The sequence below is a fragment of the Blautia sp. CAG:257 genome, assembly GCF_000433815.1.
Taxonomy (GTDB): Bacteria; Bacillota; Clostridia; order Lachnospirales; family Lachnospiraceae; genus Blautia_A; species Blautia_A caecimuris.
This window is the reverse complement of the sequence record NZ_HF999056.1, coordinates 45,980-68,651: the sequence shown is the minus strand read 5'-3', so window position 1 is coordinate 68,651 and position 22,672 is coordinate 45,980. Positions and strand designations below refer to the sequence as shown.

Below are 22,672 nucleotides of genomic sequence, written 5' to 3'. Positions count from 1 at the left end.
GAAATCAGGATCCGGAGATAAAAGAAAATATGCAATTGTATGTTTTTTCGGAAAATGACAAAAAATAGAAACACAACAAAAACAACAACATAATACCGATAAAAACAACAGGAATCAACAAGAATTCCTTGACAACTTTGGTTTTAAGGAGTAAAATCTCCTTAGAAATAAAATAAGACACCTAATTGCTTAAGGAGGAAAAAAGCATGGTAAACGAGTTTGAAATCAAAAAACAGATTTGTGACATCGGAAGACGTATCTACAACCGCAACATGGTAGCGGCAAACGACGGAAATATTTCCGTAAAACTGAATGACAATGAGTTCCTCTGCACACCGACTGGCGTATCCAAAGGATTTATGACACCGGAGTACATCTGTAAGGTAGATGCAGAGGGTAATGTGATCCAGGCTAACCCGGGATTCAAACCTTCTTCTGAGATCAAAATGCACATGAGAGTATATAAGAAGAGACCAGACGTTGGATCTGTTGTACATGCTCATCCTGTATATGCAACTTCTTTTGCAATCGCAGGTATTCCGCTGACACAGCCGATCATGCCTGAGGCAGTTATCGCTCTTGGATGTGTTCCGATCGCTGAGTACGGCACACCTTCCACAAACGAGATTCCGGACAGACTGGAAAAATATCTTCCATATTTTGATGCAGTTCTTCTTGAGAGCCACGGAGCACTTACATGGTCTACAGATCTGAACGCTGCATACATGAAAATGGAGTCTGTTGAATTCTACGCACAGCTTCTGTACCAGAGCAAACTTCTGGGCGGCCCGAAGGAATTCGATAAAGAGACAATCGAAAAACTTTATGAGATCAGAAGAAAAATGGGACTTCCAGGCAAACATCCGGCAGATCTCTGTCAGAACAAAGACGGCATCAACTGTCATAACTGCGGCGGCTGCATGGTTGCTCATTCTCAGGAGGCAGGAGCTCAGGAAGCAGATGCAGAACTGATCGCAAACATCACAAAACAGGTAATGGCACAGCTTGGAATGAAATAATTTTGACGGAATAAGTAAGGAGGACAATCTCATGCCAATCAGTGAGAATATGGTACAGGAAATTGTACAGGAAGTTATGGCAAAAATGCAGATTGCGGAAGCTCCGGCCGGAAAACATGGGATTTTCAAGGATATGAATGATGCGATCGAGGCTGCCAAGAAGGCGGAACTGATCGTAAAGAGAATGTCCATGGACCAGAGAGAAAAGATTATTACCTGCATTCGCAAAAAAATTAAAGAAAATGCAGAAGTATTGGCCCGCATGGGTGTAGAAGAAACCGGAATGGGAAATGTCGGAGACAAGATCCTGAAGCATCATCTTGTAGCTGATAAGACACCGGGTACAGAAGATATTACCACAACAGCATGGTCAGGAGACAGAGGGCTTACTCTGATCGAAATGGGACCGTTTGGTGTGATCGGAGCGATCACTCCGTGTACAAACCCAAGTGAGACAGTTCTGTGTAATACTATGGGTATGCTGGCAGGCGGAAATACAGTTGTATTCAACCCTCATCCGGCAGCAATCAAAACATCTATCTATGCAATCAATCTTTTAAATGAGGCTTCCCTGGAAAGCGGAGGACCGGATAATATTGCTGTAACAGTCGAGAAACCGACGCTGGAAACCAGCGATATTATGATGAAACATAAAGACATTCACCTGATCGCCGCAACAGGCGGCCCTGGTGTGGTAACAGCAGTTCTTTCCTCCGGAAAACGAGGAATCGGAGCAGGCGCAGGAAATCCTCCGGCACTTGTTGATGAAACTGCTGATATCCGCAAAGCAGCTCAGGATATTGTAAACGGATGTACCTTTGACAACAATCTTCCCTGTATTGCAGAGAAAGAAATTGTTGCAGTGTCTTCCATTGCAGATGAGCTGATGCATTATCTTATTACAGAAAATGACTGCTACCTGGCTTCCAAGGAAGAACAGGACAAGCTTACAGAGGTTGTTCTGGCAGGCGGCAAGCTGAATCGTAAATGTGTTGGTCGTGATGCGAGAACACTTCTGTCCATGATTGGAGTGGATGCGCCGGCAAATATCCGCTGCATCGTATTCGAAGGACCGAAGGAACACCCGCTGATCGCCGAAGAGCTTATGATGCCGATTCTCGGTATGGTAAGAGCAAGAGACTTTGACGATGCAGTAGAGCAGGCTGTATGGCTGGAGCACGGCAACCGCCACTCCGCACATATCCACTCCAAAAATGTTGACAATATCACAAAATATGCAAGAGCGATCGATACCGCAATCCTTGTAAAGAACGGCCCGTCCTATTCTGCGCTGGGATTCGGAGGAGAAGGCTTCTGTACCTTTACTATTGCCAGCCGTACAGGAGAGGGACTTACAAGCGCAAGCACTTTTACAAAGAGAAGACGCTGCGTAATGTCTGACAGCCTTTGCATTCGTTAATCAGGAGGAATAGAACAATGGATATGAACAATGTAAATATTGAGGAAATTGTAAAACAGGTTCTTTCCGGTATGACAGGAAAGGGAGCGGCTCCGGCAGCAGCTTCCGCACCGGCAGCTCCGGCAGCAAACGGCGGAATTCCGAAAACTGCAAGAGTTGCAATGATGACCGAGAAAAAACATTTTGAGCTTCAGGAGTATCCGATTCCGGAACTGGGAGATGACGATATCCTTGTTAAAGTTGAGGGATGCGGCGTATGCGGAACTGATGCTCATGAATATAAAAACGACCCGTTTGGCCTGATTCCGGTAGTTCTCGGACATGAGGGAACCGGCGAGATCGTTGCCATGGGTAAAAACGTAACCGTTGATACAGCAGGAAAAGCTGTGAAAGTAGGAGACAAGGTTGTTACCTGTATGATCTTCAAGGATGATCCGGAGATCACAATGTTTGACCTGAATAAGAAAAACGTGGGCGGAGCAGATGTATATGGACTTCTTCCGGATGATGATGTAAAATTCAATGGATGGTTTGCGGACTACATCTTAATCAGAGGCGGAAATTTCGGTTCTACTTTCTTTAATGTAAGTGATCTGGATCTGGATTCCCGTATTCTGATCGAGCCATGTGCAGTTCTTGTTCACGCAGTTGAGAGAGCAAAAACAACAGGAATCCTGAAGTTCAACAGCAGAGTTGTTGTTCAGGGCTGCGGACCGATCGGTCTGATCTGCATTGCCGTTCTCCGTACCATGGGTGTTGAAAACATCTGCGCAGTAGACGGAAATGAGCAGCGTCTTGAGTTTGCTAAGAGAATGGGCGCAAACACAACTGTAAACTTTATGAATTATCAGGGTGTGGAAGCTCTTGCAGCAGCAGTTGAAGAGGCTCAGGGCGGACATCTTGCAGATTTTGCATTCCAGTGCACAGGAAACCCGAAGGCACATGCAAACATTTATAAATTCATCCGCAACGGCGGCGGTCTCTGTGAGCTTGGCTTCTTTATCAACGGCGGAGACGCAGTGATCAATCCTCATTTTGATCTCTGCTCCAAAGAGATCAATCTGGTTGGCTCCTGGGTATACAACCTGAGAGATTATGCAACTACCTTTGATTTCCTCAAGAGAGCAAAGGCAATCGGACTTCCGATGTCTGAACTTATCACTCATAAGTTCCCGCTTGAGCAGATCAATGAGGCTCTTGAGACCAACCTTGCAATGACAGGTCTGAAGATCGCCATCGTTAATGAATAATCCGGAGAATAGAGGAGAAGCAAAATGGCAGAAGCTGTAGGAATTCTGGAAGTGTTTGGGCTGGCCACAGCCTTTGTAGCGGCAGATGCCGGATGTAAGGCAGCAAATGTCCGACTGGAGGTATTCGATAAGAATAAGCCTGCAAATGCAGACAGCCTGCCGGTACCGCTTCTGGTATGCATCAAATTCCGCGGAAGTGTGACGGATGTGACAGCAGCCGTTGAAACAGGAATGGAAGTAGCGAACCGGATGACTGGTGTGGTACAGCACTATATTATTCCGAACCCTGAAGAGGGAACGGAAAAAATGTTAAAGATCAGCGCGCTTGATAAAAGCTGACAGAACATAGTCCCCAAATATATAAACTTGATTCAGGAGGAGAAATAAAATGGCACAGGAAGCATTAGGAATGGTAGAAACAAGAGGACTTACCGCTGCGATCGAGGCAGCAGATGCAATGACAAAAGCGGCAGAGGTTGCTCTTGTGGGAACAGAAAAAATCGGTTCCGGTCTTGTAACTGTTATGGTTCGCGGTGATGTTGGAGCTGTTAAGGCAGCAGTAGAAAGCGGAAGCGCAGCAGCATCCAGACTTGGAGAGCTTGTAGCAACTCATGTAATTCCGAGACCTCATACAGACGTAGAAAAAATTCTGCCTACTGTTTAAATAACAGATACAAACATACAGGCGTAAAGGAGTTCGCTCGTGAATAAAGCATATGGTTTTATTGAAATCACAGGTGTCGTAGCGGCGATGGATGCGCTGGACATTATGTGTAAAACTGCAGACGTTGAGCTGGCGTCATGGGAACGTAAGCTGGGCGGACGCCTGGTAACTCTTATTGTACAGGGTGATGTATCGGCTGTCACCGAAGCTGTTGAAACAGCGGCAGCCAAGGCAATTAAGAAACCGGCAAGTTATGCAGTGATCGCGCGGCCACATGAGGAAATTGTCAAGCTTGTGGAACTCAGCGCAAGCCGATGGAAGAAACAGTCTGAAGAGCAGACAGAAGAAGAGGCTGAACAGCCGGAAAAATAATTCAGGAAACTTTCCTGATAATGGATCATTGATAAGGAGGAAAAATCATGACACAGGAAGCATTAGGAATGGTTGAAACCAGAGGACTTACAGCAGCTATCGAAGCAGCTGACCAGATGTGCAAGGCAGCAAACGTTGCGCTTGTAGGAACAGAGAAAATCGGTTCCGGACTTGTAACAGTTATGGTTCGCGGTGATGTAGGCGCTGTGAAATCAGCAGTAGAAAGCGGAAGCGCAGCAGCATCTAGACTTGGAGAGCTTGTAGCTACACATGTAATTCCAAGACCTCATACAGACGTTGAGAAGATTCTTCCGGTTCTTAAATAAATCAGAGTAAGCAGTTCAGTCATGTATCCAGACTTATTACAGGCCGGGTAAAAGGGTCAGAGACTTTTGTGCAGACAGGGGTTCCCTGATCCGGCTGTCTGGCTCATGGCTGAATTTTTATTCGGAAAGCAGGTGTATTCTTGGAAACAAAGAACATAGAGCTGATCACAAAAATGGTGATAGACGCCATTAATAAAAATGAGAGCAGAGGCCAGGGCTTCATGGTTCCCATTGGAGTTTCCGCAAGGCATATCCACCTGACACAGGAGCATGTAGAGGCTTTGTTCGGACCGGGATATCAGCTTACAAAGAAAAAAGAGCTGATGGGCGGACAGTTTGCATCAAATGAGACGGTTACTATCGTAGGTCTCAAGCTTCGTGCTATTGAGAACGTCAGGATTTTAGGACCTGTCCGCAAAGCATCACAGGTGGAAGTATCAGCCACAGATGCCATTAAACTGGGAATGAAGGTTCCGGTTCGCGAATCAGGAGATGTCAAGGGAAGTGCTCCCATTGCCATTGTGGGACCAAAGGGTGCTATTTATCTGAACGAGGGCTGTATTGTGGCTATGCGTCACATTCATATGTCACCGAAAGATGCTCAGGCAGCAGGTGTAAAGGACGGCGATATTGTTTCTGTAAAAGCAGACAACGAGCGCGGAACAATCTTTAATCAGGTAAAAATCCGTGTAGACGACAGCTTTACACTGGAAATGCATATTGATACGGATGAGGCCAATGCGGCGAAGATCGCCACAGGCAATACCGTTACAATTATAAAATAAGGTTCCTCCGAAAAGCAGGGGATGCAGCACAGGAAAAGATCCTTTGGGATATATGCGCCGCATCCCCATAGGAGGATTTAAGAAGAATATTTATGCGGAGGCTCACATGATTGTAGGAAAAGTAGTTGGAAGCGTGGTTTCCACCCGGAAAAGTGAGAAGCTGATCGGACAGAAATTTATGATTGTAGAGCCGGTGCATCATATGAAATCAGAACTCAGCCAGATTGTTGCGATCGACATGATCGGCGCGGGAATCGGAGAGTATGTATTGGTGGCACAAGGTAGCGCAGCACGAATCGGCTGCGGCGAAGAAACAGCACCTATTGATGCGGCGATAGTCGGAATCATTGATGACGGTGCGGGATTGGAGTAACGCCATGGAAATCAAAGAATTACAGAAAATAATGCAGGACAGCGGTGTGGCAGGCGCCGGCGGCGCCGGATTTCCGACTTATGCCAAGCTTACGGATAAGGCGGATACCATTCTCATGAACTGTGCAGAGTGCGAGCCGTTGCTTAAACTGCACAGACAGCTGCTGGAAAAGCATGCCTATGAGATCATGAAAACTTTCAATCTTGTAGCAGAGACAGTCGGCGCATCAGAAGCGATCATCGGCATTAAAAAATCTTATGTGCAGACAGTAAAAGCGCTTCAGCAGCATATTGAGGAATTCCCGAGAATCAGGATACATCTTCTTGAGGAAGTTTATCCTATGGGAGATGAAGTTGTTCTGATCTATGAAGCAACCGGACGCGTGGTAAGACCCGGGGGACTGCCTATTGAACAGGGAGTTATCGTTTTTAATGTTGAGACGATCTACAACGTATACCGCGCACTGGAAAAACAGATGCCTGTAACAGACAAATATGTATCTGTTGTGGCAGAAGTAAGCAGGCCTGTAACTGTCCGTGTTCCTATCGGATGTACGTTGGATGAGGTTGTGGAGCAGGCCGGTGAAATTACAACAAAGGACGCCGTATATTTTGTAGGCGGACCTATGATGGGGCGGATCGGCAGCGGTTCCGACCCGGTAACAAAGACAACGAATGCGATTCTGGTCCTTCCGAAGGATCATCTGATCGTTATGAAGAAGCAGAGAACTTCTTCCATAGATTTAAAACGTGCAGCGTCTATCTGCTGCCAGTGTAATACCTGTACAGATCTCTGCCCGAGAAACAATCTGGGACATCCTATTGATCCGGCGCGTTTCATGAGAGCGGCAGCAAACGGTGATTTCAGAGATCTGAATCCTTATCTGGATTCTCATTTCTGCAGTTCCTGCGGTGTCTGCGAGATGTATGCCTGCCCTCAGAGCCTGGCTCCCAGAACTCTGCTGGCGGATATGAAGGGCGGACTCAGAAAAGCAGGAATCAGACCTGCGCAGGGTGTACAGCCGGTACCGGTGCAGCAGTCCAGAGAATACCGCAAAGTTCCTGAGGAACGTCTGATGGCGCGGCTTGGACTGACAAAATATGATAAGGATGCACCGATGGATGAGACTCTGGTAGCTGTTCCGAAGGTTAAGATCCTTCTGAGTCAGCATATCGGCGCTCCGGCACAGGCAATTGTGAAAGCAGGCGATGAAGTAACAAGAGGTCAGATGATTGCAAAGCCTGCTGACGGATTAAGCGTCGGCATTCATGCAAGTATCTGCGGAAAAGTAACTGAAGTAACAGACCGCTACATCATAATTGCAGCAAAGTAGAAAGGACGTGCAGAACATGAGTAAAGCAATCGGAATGATTGAATTTAAAACCACTGCCACAGGTGTCACAGCAGCGGATGCCATGGTAAAGACCTCTGACGTAGAAATCGTTGAGGCACAGACCGTATGTCCGGGAAAATATATTGCAATTATCACCGGTGATTTAAGTGCGGTAAAAGCGGCTGTTGACGCGGCAGTTACCACTTACGAAGATAAATGTATTGACAGTTTTGTGCTTGGAAATCCTCATGAATCACTTTTTCCGGCTATGTACGGAACCACTGTGATCGAGGATATCAGCGCGCTTGGAATTCTGGAAACCTATGATGCGGTATCTATTATCGAAGCAGCTGACCAGGCTGCCAAAACAGCCATTGTAGATGTGATCGAGCTTCGTATTGCAAAGGGTATGTGCGGAAAATCTTATATGATGATTACCGGAGAGGTATCCGCAGTAGAAGCGTCCATTCAGAGAGCAAAAGAGCTTGTTGCCGAAAAAGGCATGTACCTTGACTCTTCTGTAATTGCTCATCCGGACAGACGCATGATTGATTCTATTTTATAAAAAGTTCTCAAAAAGGGGGCAAGGAAAATGCTGGCATTAGAAAGACGGAATCTGATCCTCGAGAAACTTCAGACAGAAAGACGGGTTGTAGTAAGCGAACTCAGCCAGCTCTATGAAGTCTCAGAAGAAACAATACGCCGGGATCTTGACAAGCTTGAAAAGGAAGGGCTTGCCACAAAAAGCTATGGCGGAGCCGTTATTAATGAAAATGTAAGTATTGACCTGCCCTTTAATATTCGCAAAAACCAGAATGTAGGCGGAAAGCAGAAAATGGCGGAGATTGTGGCAGAAATGGTGCAGGACGGGGATCACATTTTTCTGGATGCAAGCACCACCGCAGTTTTTATTGCAAAGGCATTAAAGGATAAAGAAAGACTTACAGTGATCACCAATTCCATGGAAATCCTGATAGAGCTTTCGGATGTATCCGGATGGAATATCATTTCCACAGGCGGTGTCATGAAAGAAGGATATCTTGCGTTTCTGGGATCCAGGACAGAGGAAGCTATCCGTTCCTATTATGTGGACAAGGTGTTTTTTTCCTGTAAGGCACTTGATCAGGAATGGGGAATCATGGAATCCCAGGAGTCTTTTGGCACAACGAAAAAAGCCATGATCGCTTCCGGACGCAAAAAAATTCTGGTAGTTGACAGTACCAAATTTGATCAGACTGCTTTTTCTGTGGCAGGAAAGCTGCGTGATTTAGACGTAGTGGTAACAGACAAAAGGCCGTCTGAAAAATGGCTTGCACGTTTTACCAATGCCGGAATTGAATGCCGGTATCCGAAGCAGCCATAAAAAAGGAGCATCAGACATGAATACTTTTGAGATGAAAACAGTGATCCATTTTGGGGAGAACGCACTGGAAAGACTGAAGGATATTCCTTATAAAAGAGTCCTGATCATTACAGATCCCTTTGTTGTTCAGAGCAAAATGATCGACCTGATAACAGAGCCGCTTACAAGAGGCGGAAAAGAATATGATATTTTCCACAATGTAGTACCGGATGCGCCTGTAGATAAAATTGCAGACGGCGTAAAGAAATTCCTGAGTTTCCAGCCGGAGGTTGTTGTGGCTGTAGGCGGAGGTTCCGCTATTGATTCCTCAAAAGCCATCCGTGAGTTTGCATTAAAGATCAACCACTATGCAGAAGTGGGGCTGATCGCAATTCCAACAACAAGCGGGACAGGATCAGAAGTAACTTCTTTTGCAGTTGTCAACGATACAGAGGCAAAAGTAAAATATCCGCTTGTTTCAGACAGCCTGACAGCAGACGAGGCGATTCTGGATGCAGAGCTGGTAAAAAGTGTTCCTCCGTCTATTACGGCAGACACGGGAATGGATGTATTTACACATGCGCTGGAATCCTATGTCAGCATAGATCATAATGAATTTTCTTCTGCTCTGGCAGAAAAATCCATTGAGATCTGCGGCGTATTTCTTCTCAGAGCCTATCTGGACGGCAGTGATATGCATGCCCGTCAGAAAATGCATGTGGCTTCCTGTCTTGCAGGCCTTTCCTTTAACACTGCAGGGCTGGGAATCACTCACAGTATGGCGCATCAGCTGGGAGCAATGTTCCATATTCCCCACGGAAGAGCCAATGCAATGCTGCTTCCTCATATTGTGGAATTTAATGCAAACATCAATAAGCACAGCAGAAGCCAGAAAGAATACCTTCCGGCAGTGAAGCGTTATGCAAATATTGCCCATATTCTGGGGCTGAGCAATTATAATAAAGTAATGAGTGTCCGTTCACTTGTAAACTGGATTCAGTTCATGCTGAAAGAAATGAACATCCCGCTTACCATTCAGGAAATCGGAACCATTACACCGGATGCTTACTTTGCGGCAATAGACAAGATGGCAGAGGCGGCTCTTGCAGATGCCTGCACACCTACCAACCCACGAGTGCCGACAAAAGAAGATATTATAAAAATTTATACAAAGCTGTGGTCCTTTTAAAAGGGAAGGCAGATATAATCTGAGACAGACTTTTCTGAAAAGGTAGACGATATGAAAAGATCGAAAAGAATCGAGGCTTTGGATCGCCGGGCAGTAAATAAAGACGGATTTATTGACGAATGGCCGGAAATGGGATTTGTGGCAATGCACAGTCCCTATGATCCGAAGCCTTCTGTAAAAATAGAAAATAATATAATTACAGAACTGGACGGAAAGAAGAGAGAAGACTTTGACTTCCTGGATCAGTTCATTGCGGATTACGCGATCCGCACAGACAGAGCAGAGGCGTCTATGGCGGTTCCCTCTCTGGAAATTGCCAGAAAGATCGTAGATATCAATGTTTCCCGTAAGGAGATACTGGAGATCGTATCCGGTATCACTCCTGCAAAGATGGCGGAAGTTATCAACTGCCTGAATGTGGTGGAAATGATGATGGGAATGCAGAAAATGCGCGCCAGAAAAATTCCGGGAAATCAGGCTCACATTACAAACCTGAAGGATGATCCGGTTCAGATCGCAGCAGACGCTGCAGAAGGCGCTCTGAGAGGGTTCAGTGAAGAAGAGACTACCATGGGTGTGGCACGTTATGCGCCGTTCAGCGCAATGGCTCTTCTGATCGGTTCCCAGGCAGGACGTCCGGGAGTACTGACTCAGTGTTCGGCTGAGGAAGCTACAGAACTGGAACTTGGGATCCGCGGGCTTACCACTTATGCGGAGACCCTTTCTGTTTATGGCACGGAAAAGGTATTTATTGACGGAGACGATACTCCGTATTCCAAGGCGTTTCTGAATTCAGCTTATGCATCCAGAGGACTGAAAGTCCGCTTTACTTCCGGCGCCGGAAGCGAAGTGCTGATGGGAAGCAGCGAGATGAAGTCCATGCTGTATCTGGAGTGCCGCTGCCTTTATGTGACAAAGGGAGCAGGAAGCCAGGGAATCCAGAATGGTTCTGTAAGCTGCATTGGTGTTGCTGCAGGCGTTCCGGCAGGAATCCGTGAGGTCATTGGCGAGAACCTTGTTGCAGCCCTTCTGGGACTGGAATGTGCATCCTCCAATGATCAGAGTTTTTCCAATTCTGACATGAGAAGAACAGCAAGAACCATGCTTCAGTTTATGCCGGGAACAGACTTTATTTTTTCCGGATATGCTGCAGAGCCAAATTATGACAATATGTTCGCAGGCTCCAATTTTGACGCCGAGGACTTTGACGATTATAACGTAATGCAGAGAGATATGCAGGTGGACGGAGGTCTTCGCCCTGTTACAGAGGAAGATGTGATCCGTGTGCGCCGCACTGCAGGCAAGGCGGTTCAGGCCGTGTTCAAATATCTTGGTTTAACTGAGATAACAGACGAGCAGGTGGAAGCAGTTACCTATGCTCATGGAAGCAGGGATACTCTGAAGCGTGACGCTGCGGCAGACCTGATGTCTGCGGATGAAATGATGAAGCGCGGCATTACAGGCGTTGATGTGGTAAAGGCTCTTGCTGAAAGCGGTTATACGGAACTTGCAGAAAATATTCTGAACATGCTGAAACAGAGAGTTATCGGAGATTATATGCATACGGCAGCTATTCTGGATGAACATTTCCAGGTAATGTCCGGTGTAAATACTCCGAATGATTATATGGGGCCGGGAACCGGATATCGTGTTTCCGGAAAACGCTGGGAGGAGATCAAGGCAATTCCTCACAGAATCAATGTAAACGAATTTTAGGAGGTGCGCTATGGAAGTAAATGAACAACTGATCCGTGCGATCACTCAGGCGGTTGTGGAGCAGCTTCATCAGAATGGCGCACAGCCGGAAAAAGAAGTTCAGACACCGGAAACATCCGGATCCGGAAGCCTTGCCGGAAGAACACGGATGCGTCCGAAACATTCTTATGACAATGCAGCCAGGGCGGCTCAGGGAACAGATCCCCGAGAGATTGTGATTGGTGTTGGGGCAGCCTTTCAGACAGAAATCCATAAGACTATGGGCGGAATTCCTCTTGATGAGGTTCTCCGTAACGTAAAAGCAGGAATTGAGGAAGAGGGAATGACCTCCCGTGTGGTAAAGGTTCTGGATACTTCGGACGTATGCTTTATGGCGCTTCAGGCTGCTAAGCTTTCCGGCTCCGGCATTGGCATCGGAATCCAGTCAAAGGGAACTACAGTCATTCATCAGAAGGATCTGTATCCTCTTTCCAATCTGGAGCTTTTTCCACAGGCGCCTCTTATGGATTTGGAAACCTACCGTAAGATCGGACAGAATGCCGCAAAGTATGTAAAGGGAGAAAAGGTTACGCCTGTTGAGTGTACCAACGACCCTATGGTACGTGCGAAATACCAGGTAAAGGCAGCGCTGATGCACATTGTGGAAACAGAGCAGCTGGATCCGGAAAAAGGAATGATCGAATGGGAGGGAATAAGATGAGCAGCTATCCGTTAGGACAGAATGAAGCAGATACCATTACCTCCAAAACAGGAAAAAAGCTTTCTGACATTACTCTGGACGAAGTAAAAAGAGGTAATGTACAGGCGGAGGATATTAAGATATCTCCGGAAATGCTGAAACGCCAGGGACAGGTGGCAAAGGAAGCGGACAATCCTCAGATGGAAGCAAATTTCCAGAGAGCTTCTGAGCTTGCCAACGTACCTGACGAGGTAATACTGAACATGTACAACAAACTGCGTCCGAACCGTTCTACTAAAACAGAGCTTGTACTTATGGCACAGGAGCTTCTGGAAAAATACAGTGCGCCGCACTGTGCAAAGCTGGTTCTGGAAGCAGCAGAGATTTATGAAAAAAGGGGAATTCTTCTTTGAAACTGATTGCGGGTGTTGATATAGGAAATTCCACAACTGAAGTATGCATTGGAAGTGTGGGAGAGGATGGAAGTTTCCATTTCCTCTCCGGGGCTTCCAGGATGACAACCGGAACAAAAGGGACACTGCCAAATGTTCACGGGATAAAGTCCGCGCTTCTTGAGGCTCTGGATAAAATCAGGCAGCCTTTAAGCGCCCTTGATCTTGTGCGTCTTAATGAGGCAGCCCCTGTGATCGGAGATACGGCAATGGAGACCATTACAGAAACCATTATTACCGAATCTTCCATGATCGGGCACAATCCTTCCACTCCGGCAGGAGCAGGTGAGGCATCCGGTTATCTTCTTCATCTGGAAAATATCTGGAAGGGGAAACCGGGAGTTCCCTATATTGTAGTGGCAGCAAATAAGTTCTCCTATGAGGAGGTTGCGGCAAGGCTGAACCAGCATATTCCGGAACTTGATATCCGGGGGCTGATCCTTCAGGCTGATGAGGCAGTCCTTGTGGAAAACCGTCTGAACAAGCAGATTCCTATTATTGATGAAGTCAGGCATATCAGCCGGGTTCCGGAAGATAAGCTGGCCGCTATTGAGGTAGCTCTGCCGGGAACCGGAATAAGGATGCTGAGCAATCCTTACGGCATTGCCACTCTCCTGGGACTGAATCCGGAGGAAACAAGAGCAGTCACTCCTATTGCAAAGAGCCTGATCGGAAAAAGGAGCGCGGTTGTGATCCGCACCCCAAACGGAAACATCAGAGAGAATGTTCTTCCTGCAGGTGAGATCCACTTCCACGGAAGCAGAGAATTAAGTGTAAATATTGATACAGGAGCAGATTCTATTATGGAAACGCTCCAAAAAGCAGGGCAGATCCGTGATATCAGCGGACAGCAGAATACCAACGTGGGAAATATGCTGGACCGTATCAAAAAAAGTATGACGGATGTTGCTTCAGACCGGGATCAGGAGGTAAGGATCACAGACATTCTTGCAGTAGATACTCTGGCCCCTGTTGAGATATCCGGCTCACTTGCCGGAGAAACCTGCATGGAAAAGGCAGTGGGAATCGCTGCCATGGTAAAGACAAAGCACCTTCCCATGCAGAAAATTGCAGAAAAACTGGAACAGGAACTTAAAGTGAAGGCTGTAGTTGCAGGCGTGGAAGCAGTTATGGCATCTCTTGGAGCGCTGACCACACCGGGAACAAGACTTCCCCTTGCGATTCTTGATATGGGGGGCGGGTCCACAGATGCGGCGGTGCTGGAAGAAAACGGCACAGTCCGGACGACCCATCAGGCAGGAGCGGGAGAGCTTGTTACCATGCTGATACAGACAGAACTAGGACTGGGAAGCCGCACTACGGCAGAGCAGATAAAAAAATATCCTATGGGAAAGGTGGAAAGCCTTTTTCATATGAGACTGGAAAATGGTTCCATGCAGTTTTTTGAGGAGTCTATAGACCCGGGATATTATGGACATGTGGTACTTCTGGCACCCGGCGAAATGCTGAAGGTGGAAGAAGATATTCCCATGGAAAAGATTCTTGAGGTCAGAAGAGAGGCAAAGCGGAAGGTATTTGTAAGAAATGCTGTTCGTGCGCTGAAAATCGTGGCTCCTGAACATGATTTACGAAAAATATCAAACGTGGTGCTGGTTGGCGGTTCCGCTGAGGACTTTGAGATTCCGGAAATGCTTACAGAAGCCCTTGCAGAATACCGGATCGTCTGCGGACGTGGAAATATCCGGGGAACAGAGGGTCCGAGAAACGCAGTGGCCACAGGTTTGTTAATGTCATATTTAAGCAGCTGACCGTACCGGTCAGACAGACGGCAGAGTTTCAGGAGGAAGCATGATCGTCAGAAAACCAACTGTTATTATATACACCAGAGATCCGGATGAAGATTTTTTAAGGGAGATCTGTGTGGGAATTGAAGAAGAGGGCGTTCTTTATGAGATACATTCCAGAGATGCCGACATGGATGAGCTTGCATTTGAAGCTGCAAAAGATTCTATGCTTGGTTCAGGAATTGGTATTGCAGAGCGCAGGATTGCCATGCAGATGGCAAAGCTTCCCAAAGGAAAAAATGTATTTGAGTTAAATGATCCACGTTTCTGGCAGTGCAGAAATCTTGGGGCAAACAGCGCGAGAGCGGTAAAAAAAATGCCGTTTAAGGCTATTTACGGGGAAAACAGGGAGATGTCGTTATGAACATTTATACAAAAAGCGGTGATAAGGGAACAACAGACCTTGTACGCACAAAAAATGTATCCAAGTCAGACGACCGTATTCAGCTTGTGGGAACGATTGATGAGCTGACAAGCCATCTGGGGCTGGTAAAGACAATGATGGAGGACGAAGACGCAATTGCTGTTCTGGAAAAGATTCAGCGCAGGCTGATCACAATTATGGCAGGTGTGGCAGATCCTTATAACAGAGATTATAAAATAGAAGATGCTCCGGTGGAAACGCTGGAACAGGAAATCGATCGTCTGGAGGGGTTGTTTCAGAGACCGAAGGAATTTATTCTTCCCGGAGCCAACAGATTATCGGCAGAGCTTGATATTGCCCGTACAGTGGCAAGAAGGGCAGAGCGTGCGCTGGCTGCGGTCAGTGTAAAGTTCGGAGCAGATAACGGAACAAAAAAATATATGAACCGCCTGGCAGATTATCTTTATGTCCTTGCCAGATATACCGATGCCATTCAGGCAGACAAGGTGGAAAGATCCGAAAACACACAGGTATCCGGTGATAAAAAGGAGAGACCCATGGCAGAAAATCAGGGAACTCAGCCAAGCGAAGCTGTAATCCAGGAAGTATTAAAAAGAATGGGAATCCAGGGCAGAATTACTCTGGACAGCGCCAAGCGTCTGATTGAAAAAATTGAAAAAGAAGCAGAACGCCGGGGCAAAAAAGCAGTGATCGCAGTCTGCGGACCGGAGGGAAATCCCATTGCAGTTCACGTAATGGACGGCGCTTTTCTGGTAAGCTTTGATGTGGCGACCAAGAAAGCATATACTTCTGTTGCGGTGAAAATGTCCACAAAGGAGCTGAGCGTTCTTGCTCAGCCGGGGGGAACCTTCTACGGTGTGGATAAAATGGACAATGGCAAGATCGTAATCTTTGGAGGCGGCGTACCGCTGAAGGTGGGCGATACCATCATCGGAGGCCTTGGCGTCAGCGGAGGAACCGGTGAGGAAGACCACAGTCTGGCAGAATACGGACTGTCAGTTCTCAATGAGGTTTTATAGGAAAAAGAGATGGATGGAAAAGGAGCGCTTTGGCGCTCCTTTGTATTTGCAGCAGAGTAATTTAAGATCTTTTATATTTTCCCGGAGTGATTCCCTTATATTTTTTAAAAGTACGGATAAAATAGCTGAGATCATTGAAACCGTTCCTGTAGGCAATTTCCGTAATAGAGTCATCGGTGGTTGAAAGCTCGTAGCAGGACTGTTCGATTCGCTGCCTGTTCAGATAATCCATAGGCGTCTGGTGTGTCATTTCCGAAAAGAATCTGCAGAAATATTTGGGTGACATGGACACAGAGGCAGAAAGCTCCTGAAGAGTCAGCGGCGATGCATAATTATGTTCAATAAATTCCAGTACCTGTTTCAGCTGGAGAATCCTCTTATAGTCTTTTCGTGCCTTTTGCACATTTTCCAAATAGTAATGTTTACCAAAAACGATACCGAAAAAGTGGTAAAATTGTCCAAGAACAGTAAGTTCATAACCAGGCTGATTCTGCCACATGGAGTCAAAAATACTGTTTACAGTTTCACAGATATCTTTTGATTCATCTGTAAAATGATGATATACCAGGATTTCCTGATGGATGATTTTCTGCATATAACCGGCACATACAGAGTTGTGCTTTAAAAATGCATTTCCGTCAAAAACAAGACACTGATAGACACAATCATCAGGCATTCCGCTGTGAAGGATTCCGCTGTGTACAAAAATGATATCTCCGGCTGTGGCTGTGAAACTTTTTTCGTCTAAAGTGACGGTAAGAGTTCCTTTGAGTATCCGCATCAGTTCATATTCTATATGCCAGTGGTAAGACATCACATAGCGGGGATGAGTGGAATCAATGTGATGAAATTCAAATGGGAACTCATAAGTCCCTCGTTTTCTGTTTTCATTCCGGTCAAGATCATGCAAGACGGTGAGCCTCCTTCCGACAGTTTATAGAAATTTTATACATAATTCTAAAAAGGTGAATATTATACTATTTTTTGCCATTATAACACAAGTAATTATAATATTGCAATTGTATAATAAGCATATAAACACGGGAGAAATTCTGTCTGATGTTTACATGGTACCGTTGTCCGGGATGTTTTGATATGAACATACAAAAATCCTGAGATATACAAAACTGAATTTTGCTGTCAAGGGCAAGTTACAGTGAAATTTGGTTTACTACCGTGAATGGAAGGAACAGCAGCAGATTTTTCCGGAACAAACGAACTTAAATATGGAGGTAATAAACATTATGGCTAAAAGCAGATTAATCGGAAGCTATCCTGTAATCGGAATCAGACCTACAATTGATGGCCGCAGAGGCGCTCTTGACGTAAGAGGATCTCTGGAAGAGCAGACAATGAACATGGCTAAGTCTGCAGCAAAATTACTGGAAGAGAATTTAAGATATTCCAACGGAGAGCCGGTTAAGGTTGTTATTGCAGATACAACAATCGGACGTGTTGGAGAGACTGCTGCATGTGCGGATAAATTCAGAAGAGAGGGTGTTGATATCACTCTGACTGTTACACCATGCTGGTGCTACGGATCTGAGACCATGGATATGGATCCTCAGACAATCAAGGCTGTATGGGGCTTCAACGCTACAGAAAGACCTGGTGCAGTTTACCTTGCATCCGTTCTGGCTACACATGCACAGAAAGGACTTCCGGCATTCGGTATCTACGGACATGAGGTTCAGGACGCTGACGACACAACAATTCCGGAAGATGTAAAAGAAAAAATCTTAAGATTCGGCCGTGCAGCAGTTGCAGCAGCTTCCATGAGAGGAAAATCCTGGCTGCAGATCGGTTCCATCTGCATGGGTATCGGCGGATCCATCGTTGACTCCGACTTTATTGAGTCTTATCTTGGAATGCGCGTAGAATCTGTTGACGAGGTAGAGATCATCCGTCGTATGACAGAGGGCATCTATGATCATGATGAATTTGAGAGAGCTCTTGCATGGGCAAAGAAAACATGCACCATCGGATTTGACAAGAACCCGGAAGAGCTTCAGATGTCCGAAGAGAAGAAAGAAGAGCAGTTTGAGTTTGTTGTTAAGATGGCAGTTATCATCAAAGAGCTGATGAACGGCTGTGATAATCTTGATCCGAAATTCTCAGAGGAAGCAATCGGCCACAATGCTATTGCAGCAGGTTTCCAGGGACAGAGACAGTGGACAGACTTCTATCCGAACGGCGACTTTGCAGAGGCAGTTCTGAATACTTCCTTTGACTGGGAAGGAGCAAGAGAGCCGTACATCCTTGCTACAGAGAACGACGTTCTCAACGGTCTTGGAATGCTGTTTATGAAACTTCTTACCAACCGTGCACAGATGTTCGCAGATGTTCGTACATACTGGAGCCCGGATGCAGTTAAGAGAGTAACAGGATATGATATTGAAGGTGTTGCAAAAGAGAATGGCGGTATCATTCATCTGATCAACTCCGGTGCATGCTGCCTTGATGCTAACGGCGGTGCTAAAGACGAAAACGGCAATGCTGTTATGAAAGAATGGTGGAATGTAACAGAAGAAGATCAGAAGGCAATTATGGATGCCACTACATGGAATGCAGCAGACAACGGATACTTCCGTGGAGGCGGATTCTCCTCCAGATTTGAAACAAAGGATCAGATGCCTGCAACTATGATCCGTCTGAACCTTGTAAAAGGACTTGGACCGGTTCTTCAGATCGCAGAGGGCTGGACTGTAGCTCTTCCGGAGGAAGTATCTGATACTCTCTGGAAACGTACAGACTACACATGGCCATGCACATGGTTTACTCCAAGATGCGACGGAAAAGAAGGCGCATTCAAGGATGCTTACAATGTAATGAATAACTGGGGCGCTAACCATGGTGCAATCTCCTATGGACATATCGGCGCAGACCTTATCACAATGGCTTCTATGCTGAGAATCCCGGTTTGCATGCACAACGTTCCGGAAGAAAAGATCTTCCGTCCGGCTGCATGGAATGCATTTGGAATGGACAAAGAGGGCGCAGACTTCCGCGCTTGCAAGAACTACGGACCTCTTTACAAATAAGACTTATATCGGCAGTTAAATGCCAGATGAAAAATCCTCCGGAGAGCTCCGGAGGATTTTTTTGTCAGGAAAGCAATAAAATGTGCAGAACATCCATTATTACCTGGAGTAAAATCTGCGGTACTTCTGTCCATTTTTCTGTCAGTGTGGTAAAATCAGGGAAGCATGAGAAATTTTGGATAAGTGAAGGGGAATGAAAATGTTACATGAAAAAATAAGAATCTGTTATGAAGATTATGAAGCCTGGATGACTACTTATTTCTGGGAAGAGTCTAAAGAACTGTATCCGGGACAGGTTCGCCCGGTGATTCTGATCTGTCCGGGAGGAGCCTACAGAATGACCTCAGACAGGGAAGCGGAAGCCATTGCCATTCGTTTTATGAGCATGGGATACCATACAGCGGTTCTCAGATACAGTGTGGCTCCGGCTGTTTATCCAACAGCTCTCTGCCAGCTTGCAAAGGCAGTAAATATTCTGAGAAAAAGAAGCGGGGAATGGCTGATCGACCAGGACAAGATACTTGTAATGGGATTTTCCGCAGGAGGACATCTGGCGGCGTCACTCGGAACCCTCTGGAATAATGGAGAGCTTGCAGAACTTCTGGGGCTGGAGGCAGAGGATATCTGTCCAAATGGCCTGATCCTCAGCTATCCGGTGATCACCTCAGGGAAAGAGGGGCATGAGGAAAGCTTCCGAAACCTGCTGGGAGACAGGTATGAGGAACTGAGGGATCAAATGTCGCTGGAAAATCAGGTAAGCAGAGACACACCGGAAACCTTTATCTGGCATACCATGGAGGATACGACAGTTCTTCCGTATAATTCCATATGTTTTGTTCAGGCTCTGGCAAAATATGGGATACCGGCAGAATATCATCTGTTTCCGGAGGGGTATCATGGAATCGGACTTGGAAACGAGCTGACAGCAAATGAAGACGGAAGAGGAATTGTCCGTGGCTGTGAAGAATGGAGTTCGCTTTGTGAAAAATGGCTGAACCGCAGATTTCCCTGGTGGAATCCGGGGGTATGATTTTTTGAGGTTTTCTTTCCGAGAACCAGGTCAGAAAGAATCCCAGATCAGAAAGAATGATTTTGGGTTAAGTAAAAATCATTGGCAGGGCAGTGGCATGTTGATAATATATTTTTGTCAGCAGCTGTGCTCCGGGCATGTTGATGTGAATGAATCGGACGGTAGTTTTTGTCGTTATTTATCAGAAAAATGAGAACGAAAAGGGATTATCAAACCACAAAAACTGTGCTATGATTGTTTATAGTAACAGAAGAATCCATGAGTCTGCAGGGAAACAGCACAAAGGCATGTGATTCGGGGAAATGCATAAGGCAAGGGGAAAAGAAAGATGAAGAAAAAAACAGGAATCTGGTTTGCGGCGATATTGTGTATGATTATTTCAGTGACAGTTTCAGCAGACGTCCAGAACAAACAAACCCAACCGGATTATAAGACAGATTACTATATGATTGTGGAATCAAAAGCCGGAGGCATTGATATCTATGCAAACCCGGATCTGGAAGCTGCGAAGCTGAGCGAGGAAATGATTCCCAATGGCACAGCTCTGCATATTGAGGGTGAGGTGGAAGACGAGACTCATAAACGTACCTGGGGATATGTACAGTATCACGGAATGAATGGTTTTGTACCGCTGGATGACTGCCGCCCGGCAGCATCCCGACAGGAGGCTATTGATTCAGAACTGTATCTGGCAGGAAGAGATAATGTAAACTATCAGGCGGACTATGATATTACTGTATCGGAAGAGGATGATATGAAACTATATCAGGGTCCGGGCGAAAAATACGGGACAGTTCCGGGAGTCCGTGATATCAAAAGCGGCGAAACATTACATATTACTCAGGATGCCCATATGAATGACGGAAGCTATTGGGGTGTGACCACCATAGACGGAAAACAGGGATGGGTCAATCTGGATGAAGTGAACAATCCTGACCAACAGGAAGGTACTGAATCAGGAGAAATGTCAGATAGCACAGAAAATGGAAAGACTCCTGGAAAGACAGACAGCGCCTTGTCAGCAGAAGATGCGGAAACTTCTGATACAGCTGTTTCTGTAAGTACAGAGAAACCGGAAACACCTTCTGAAGCAGTTTCAGAAACCGCCGGAGAACCGGGAACAGCATTTGCATCAGAGACAGAAGAAACCGGAAAACCGGAAACACCTTCTGAAGCAGTTCCAAAAACCGCCGGAGAACCGGGAACAACACCTTCTGCAATATCAGAGACAGAAGAGAAGCCGGAAATATCAGTTGCGGCTCCTTCCATAACTCCGGATGCAACAGAGAGTTCTGAAGCGGCTTCCGCGCCGAAAGCTGTACCGGAAAAGGCTTCCGGGACAGACGATACCGCTTCCGGGAAAAAGGAAGCCGAGGGTACCCCTGCAGTTTCCGAAAAGCCTGAATCTGCGAAAGTAACCGGGGCAGACAATAAAAAAACCGAAAAAAGCAAAGAGAAAGAAGAGCCTTCGGTCAAAAAAACGGAAAACAGTGCAGGAGAAAATGCGCAGGAAACATCGGCTAAGACTGTAGAAACGTCTTCCGGAATTCCCACACCGTTTCTCTGGATTGCAGCCATAGCAGTAGGCGCAGCTGCCGGAGTTCTGATCTATCATTTTAAAAAGCGATAAAAAATAAAAGTACAGGAACCTTGAAGTGATATGTTCCCCTTTACTAGATATAAGGCAGAAGGGGATATCAGGAGAAAGGAACCTGTACTTTTTATATAATCAGGAAAATTTGATTTTCACTTTATAGGAAATCCCGAATTTATGGGATTTTCTTATGTTTTACTGGATTTTGCAGAATGATTACGGAATCAGTCGTTGATCACAACGCCTTTCTGAAGCATAACATTTGCATACAGAGCTTTTTCACTTGTGGAAATAATGCAGTAAGCAGTTTTTGCCTCATCATAAAAAGCAAAACGCTCGATATTTCCCACAACAGCATCTCCTCTGTCATCGTATTTACGGATGATTTCTTTGTATGTATCCCAGATCGGAGTTTCTACAGTATCTCCCGGCATAACTTCCATAAGATTTACAGGATGCTCCACATAAGTATCCAGTGGGAAAACTTTCAGGATAGCTTCCAGAATTTCCGGTACGCCGTGTCCGTCGCAGCGGATTGTAATGGCATTTTTTCCCATGGATTCTACAGGAAAGTTTCCGTCAGCAATAACGAGACGGTCACTGTGTCCCATTTCGCATAATACTTTTAATAATTCTGGTGATAAGATTTCAGGAATTCCTTTTAACATAATAATACCTCCGTTTATTAAGAATAAAATTTTTCTAATATAAAATTTACCTGTATCTTCCGTTGTTTACAATAGAATATTTTCCTGTAAAAGATGAATATTTTACTGTTGACAGAAACGTTTCGGCGATGTATGATAAGTTCAAACAGAAACGTTTCGGTTTTGAAAGCTGAAACACATAAATACTGAAAAACTGCAGGTTATACATTA

Annotated in this window: 24 protein-coding genes; 22 read left to right on the top strand and 2 right to left on the bottom strand. The window is 45.8% G+C overall.

The window, feature by feature from the left end; all coding sequences use genetic code 11:
- Nucleotides 1–206: 206 nt before the first annotated feature.
- The 19 genes from QVP40_RS07590 to QVP40_RS07500 all read left to right on the top strand — a co-directional run bounded on the left by QVP40_RS07590 (nucleotide 207) and on the right by QVP40_RS07500 (nucleotide 16,129).
- Nucleotides 207–1,019 carry a class II aldolase/adducin family protein gene (locus QVP40_RS07590; protein ID WP_022067869.1) on the top strand — a complete coding sequence of 271 codons (813 nt, stop codon included), beginning with the start codon at nucleotides 207–209 and terminating at the stop codon, nucleotides 1,017–1,019.
- 31 nt (nucleotides 1,020–1,050) lie between these two features.
- Entirely contained in the window at nucleotides 1,051–2,439 is a 1,389-nt protein-coding gene (locus tag QVP40_RS07585; protein WP_022067868.1) for an aldehyde dehydrogenase family protein, read from the top strand.
- Between the two features lie 17 nt (nucleotides 2,440–2,456).
- A complete protein-coding gene (locus QVP40_RS07580; RefSeq protein ID WP_022067867.1) occupies nucleotides 2,457–3,689 on the top strand; it encodes a zinc-binding dehydrogenase in 1,233 nt (410 codons plus the stop codon).
- Nucleotides 3,690–3,713: 24 nt separating this feature from the next.
- Nucleotides 3,714–4,028: a BMC domain-containing protein gene (locus tag QVP40_RS07575; RefSeq protein ID WP_022067866.1), complete on the top strand. Its 315-nt coding sequence runs from the start codon at nucleotides 3,714–3,716 to the stop codon at nucleotides 4,026–4,028.
- A 49-nt stretch (nucleotides 4,029–4,077) separates the two neighbouring features.
- Entirely contained in the window at nucleotides 4,078–4,353 is a 276-nt protein-coding gene (locus tag QVP40_RS07570) for a BMC domain-containing protein (protein WP_022067865.1), read from the top strand.
- A 39-nt stretch (nucleotides 4,354–4,392) separates the two neighbouring features.
- Nucleotides 4,393–4,725, top strand: coding sequence for a BMC domain-containing protein (locus tag QVP40_RS07565; protein ID WP_022067864.1), 333 nt, complete (start codon nucleotides 4,393–4,395; stop codon nucleotides 4,723–4,725).
- Between the two features lie 47 nt (nucleotides 4,726–4,772).
- Nucleotides 4,773–5,051, top strand: coding sequence for a BMC domain-containing protein (locus tag QVP40_RS07560; protein WP_005427721.1), 279 nt, complete (start codon nucleotides 4,773–4,775; stop codon nucleotides 5,049–5,051).
- A gap of 173 nt (nucleotides 5,052–5,224) precedes the next feature.
- Entirely contained in the window at nucleotides 5,225–5,836 is a 612-nt protein-coding gene (gene pduL / locus QVP40_RS07555; RefSeq protein WP_390427811.1) for a phosphate propanoyltransferase, read from the top strand.
- Between the two features lie 106 nt (nucleotides 5,837–5,942).
- A complete protein-coding gene (locus QVP40_RS07550; protein WP_022067862.1) occupies nucleotides 5,943–6,209 on the top strand; it encodes a EutN/CcmL family microcompartment protein in 267 nt (88 codons plus the stop codon).
- 4 nt (nucleotides 6,210–6,213) lie between these two features.
- Complete coding sequence (locus QVP40_RS07545) at nucleotides 6,214–7,542, top strand: 4Fe-4S dicluster domain-containing protein (protein WP_022067861.1); 1,329 nt, start codon at nucleotides 6,214–6,216, stop codon at nucleotides 7,540–7,542.
- A 16-nt stretch (nucleotides 7,543–7,558) separates the two neighbouring features.
- Nucleotides 7,559–8,107, top strand: a complete 549-nt coding sequence (locus QVP40_RS07540) for a BMC domain-containing protein (protein ID WP_022067860.1) — start codon at nucleotides 7,559–7,561, stop codon at nucleotides 8,105–8,107.
- Nucleotides 8,108–8,134: 27 nt separating this feature from the next.
- Complete coding sequence (locus tag QVP40_RS07535; RefSeq protein WP_022067859.1) at nucleotides 8,135–8,905, top strand: DeoR/GlpR family DNA-binding transcription regulator; 771 nt, start codon at nucleotides 8,135–8,137, stop codon at nucleotides 8,903–8,905.
- A gap of 16 nt (nucleotides 8,906–8,921) precedes the next feature.
- A complete protein-coding gene (locus QVP40_RS07530) occupies nucleotides 8,922–10,073 on the top strand; it encodes a 1-propanol dehydrogenase PduQ (protein WP_022067858.1) in 1,152 nt (383 codons plus the stop codon).
- A gap of 51 nt (nucleotides 10,074–10,124) precedes the next feature.
- Nucleotides 10,125–11,789 carry a propanediol/glycerol family dehydratase large subunit gene (locus tag QVP40_RS07525; protein ID WP_022067857.1) on the top strand — a complete coding sequence of 555 codons (1,665 nt, stop codon included), beginning with the start codon at nucleotides 10,125–10,127 and terminating at the stop codon, nucleotides 11,787–11,789.
- Nucleotides 11,790–11,799: 10 nt separating this feature from the next.
- On the top strand, nucleotides 11,800–12,489 hold the full coding sequence (locus QVP40_RS07520) for a propanediol/glycerol family dehydratase medium subunit (protein ID WP_022067856.1): 690 nt from the start codon (nucleotides 11,800–11,802) through the stop codon (nucleotides 12,487–12,489).
- Nucleotides 12,486–12,881 (top strand): diol dehydratase small subunit, encoded by a 396-nt coding sequence (locus QVP40_RS07515; RefSeq protein WP_022067855.1) that lies wholly within the window; start codon nucleotides 12,486–12,488, stop codon nucleotides 12,879–12,881. The genes QVP40_RS07520 and QVP40_RS07515 overlap by 4 nt, the downstream gene beginning before the upstream one ends.
- Nucleotides 12,878–14,689 carry a diol dehydratase reactivase subunit alpha gene (locus QVP40_RS07510; protein WP_022067854.1) on the top strand — a complete coding sequence of 604 codons (1,812 nt, stop codon included), beginning with the start codon at nucleotides 12,878–12,880 and terminating at the stop codon, nucleotides 14,687–14,689. The genes QVP40_RS07515 and QVP40_RS07510 overlap by 4 nt, the downstream gene beginning before the upstream one ends.
- 40 nt (nucleotides 14,690–14,729) lie before the next feature.
- Nucleotides 14,730–15,089 carry a glycerol dehydratase reactivase beta/small subunit family protein gene (locus tag QVP40_RS07505; protein WP_022067853.1) on the top strand — a complete coding sequence of 120 codons (360 nt, stop codon included), beginning with the start codon at nucleotides 14,730–14,732 and terminating at the stop codon, nucleotides 15,087–15,089.
- On the top strand, nucleotides 15,086–16,129 hold the full coding sequence (locus QVP40_RS07500) for a cob(I)yrinic acid a,c-diamide adenosyltransferase (RefSeq protein WP_022067852.1): 1,044 nt from the start codon (nucleotides 15,086–15,088) through the stop codon (nucleotides 16,127–16,129). Before QVP40_RS07505 ends, QVP40_RS07500 begins: the two co-directional genes overlap by 4 nt.
- 61 nt (nucleotides 16,130–16,190) lie before the next feature.
- On the opposite strand, the gene QVP40_RS07495 is transcribed toward QVP40_RS07500, so the two are convergent.
- The gene (locus QVP40_RS07495; RefSeq protein ID WP_022067851.1) at nucleotides 16,191–17,039 is read right to left on the bottom strand and encodes a helix-turn-helix transcriptional regulator; all 849 of its coding nucleotides are present in this window, start codon (nucleotides 17,037–17,039) and stop codon (nucleotides 16,191–16,193) included.
- Between the two features lie 334 nt (nucleotides 17,040–17,373).
- On the opposite strand from QVP40_RS07495, the gene QVP40_RS07490 reads away from it, so the two are divergent.
- The 3 genes from QVP40_RS07490 (at nucleotide 17,374) to QVP40_RS07480 (ending at nucleotide 21,830) form a co-directional block, all read left to right on the top strand.
- Nucleotides 17,374–19,170 (top strand): L-fucose isomerase, encoded by a 1,797-nt coding sequence (locus QVP40_RS07490; RefSeq protein ID WP_022067850.1) that lies wholly within the window; start codon nucleotides 17,374–17,376, stop codon nucleotides 19,168–19,170.
- A gap of 199 nt (nucleotides 19,171–19,369) precedes the next feature.
- Complete coding sequence (locus tag QVP40_RS07485) at nucleotides 19,370–20,200, top strand: alpha/beta hydrolase (RefSeq protein ID WP_022067849.1); 831 nt, start codon at nucleotides 19,370–19,372, stop codon at nucleotides 20,198–20,200.
- 328 nt (nucleotides 20,201–20,528) lie between these two features.
- A complete protein-coding gene (locus tag QVP40_RS07480; RefSeq protein ID WP_022067848.1) occupies nucleotides 20,529–21,830 on the top strand; it encodes a GW dipeptide domain-containing protein in 1,302 nt (433 codons plus the stop codon).
- 188 nt (nucleotides 21,831–22,018) lie between these two features.
- Here QVP40_RS07480 and QVP40_RS07475 read toward each other — a convergent pair whose 3' ends face one another.
- Nucleotides 22,019–22,462 carry an RbsD/FucU family protein gene (locus QVP40_RS07475; RefSeq protein WP_022067847.1) on the bottom strand — a complete coding sequence of 148 codons (444 nt, stop codon included), beginning with the start codon at nucleotides 22,460–22,462 and terminating at the stop codon, nucleotides 22,019–22,021.
- Nucleotides 22,463–22,672: the final 210 nt, after the last annotated feature.

Excerpts from the sequence above, each read along its gene's own strand:
- QVP40_RS07590 (WP_022067869.1), top strand. The coding sequence starts at position 207 with ATGGTAAACGAGTTTGAAATCAAAAAACAGATTTGTGACATCGGAAGA.
- QVP40_RS07585 (WP_022067868.1), top strand. The coding sequence starts at position 1,051 with ATGCCAATCAGTGAGAATATGGTACAGGAAATTGTACAGGAAGTTATG.
- QVP40_RS07580 (WP_022067867.1), top strand. The coding sequence starts at position 2,457 with ATGGATATGAACAATGTAAATATTGAGGAAATTGTAAAACAGGTTCTT.
- QVP40_RS07575 (WP_022067866.1), top strand. The coding sequence starts at position 3,714 with ATGGCAGAAGCTGTAGGAATTCTGGAAGTGTTTGGGCTGGCCACAGCC.
- QVP40_RS07570 (WP_022067865.1), top strand. The coding sequence starts at position 4,078 with ATGGCACAGGAAGCATTAGGAATGGTAGAAACAAGAGGACTTACCGCT.
- QVP40_RS07560 (WP_005427721.1), top strand. The coding sequence starts at position 4,773 with ATGACACAGGAAGCATTAGGAATGGTTGAAACCAGAGGACTTACAGCA.
- pduL (WP_390427811.1), top strand. The coding sequence starts at position 5,225 with ATGGTGATAGACGCCATTAATAAAAATGAGAGCAGAGGCCAGGGCTTC.
- QVP40_RS07550 (WP_022067862.1), top strand. The coding sequence starts at position 5,943 with ATGATTGTAGGAAAAGTAGTTGGAAGCGTGGTTTCCACCCGGAAAAGT.
- QVP40_RS07545 (WP_022067861.1), top strand. The coding sequence starts at position 6,214 with ATGGAAATCAAAGAATTACAGAAAATAATGCAGGACAGCGGTGTGGCA.
- QVP40_RS07540 (WP_022067860.1), top strand. The coding sequence starts at position 7,559 with ATGAGTAAAGCAATCGGAATGATTGAATTTAAAACCACTGCCACAGGT.
- QVP40_RS07535 (WP_022067859.1), top strand. The coding sequence starts at position 8,135 with ATGCTGGCATTAGAAAGACGGAATCTGATCCTCGAGAAACTTCAGACA.
- QVP40_RS07530 (WP_022067858.1), top strand. The coding sequence starts at position 8,922 with ATGAATACTTTTGAGATGAAAACAGTGATCCATTTTGGGGAGAACGCA.
- QVP40_RS07525 (WP_022067857.1), top strand. The coding sequence starts at position 10,125 with ATGAAAAGATCGAAAAGAATCGAGGCTTTGGATCGCCGGGCAGTAAAT.
- QVP40_RS07520 (WP_022067856.1), top strand. The coding sequence starts at position 11,800 with ATGGAAGTAAATGAACAACTGATCCGTGCGATCACTCAGGCGGTTGTG.
- QVP40_RS07515 (WP_022067855.1), top strand. The coding sequence starts at position 12,486 with ATGAGCAGCTATCCGTTAGGACAGAATGAAGCAGATACCATTACCTCC.
- QVP40_RS07505 (WP_022067853.1), top strand. The coding sequence starts at position 14,730 with ATGATCGTCAGAAAACCAACTGTTATTATATACACCAGAGATCCGGAT.
- QVP40_RS07500 (WP_022067852.1), top strand. The coding sequence starts at position 15,086 with ATGAACATTTATACAAAAAGCGGTGATAAGGGAACAACAGACCTTGTA.
- QVP40_RS07490 (WP_022067850.1), top strand. The coding sequence starts at position 17,374 with ATGGCTAAAAGCAGATTAATCGGAAGCTATCCTGTAATCGGAATCAGA.
- QVP40_RS07485 (WP_022067849.1), top strand. The coding sequence starts at position 19,370 with ATGTTACATGAAAAAATAAGAATCTGTTATGAAGATTATGAAGCCTGG.
- QVP40_RS07480 (WP_022067848.1), top strand. The coding sequence starts at position 20,529 with ATGAAGAAAAAAACAGGAATCTGGTTTGCGGCGATATTGTGTATGATT.
- QVP40_RS07475 (WP_022067847.1), bottom strand. The coding sequence starts at position 22,462 with ATGTTAAAAGGAATTCCTGAAATCTTATCACCAGAATTATTAAAAGTA.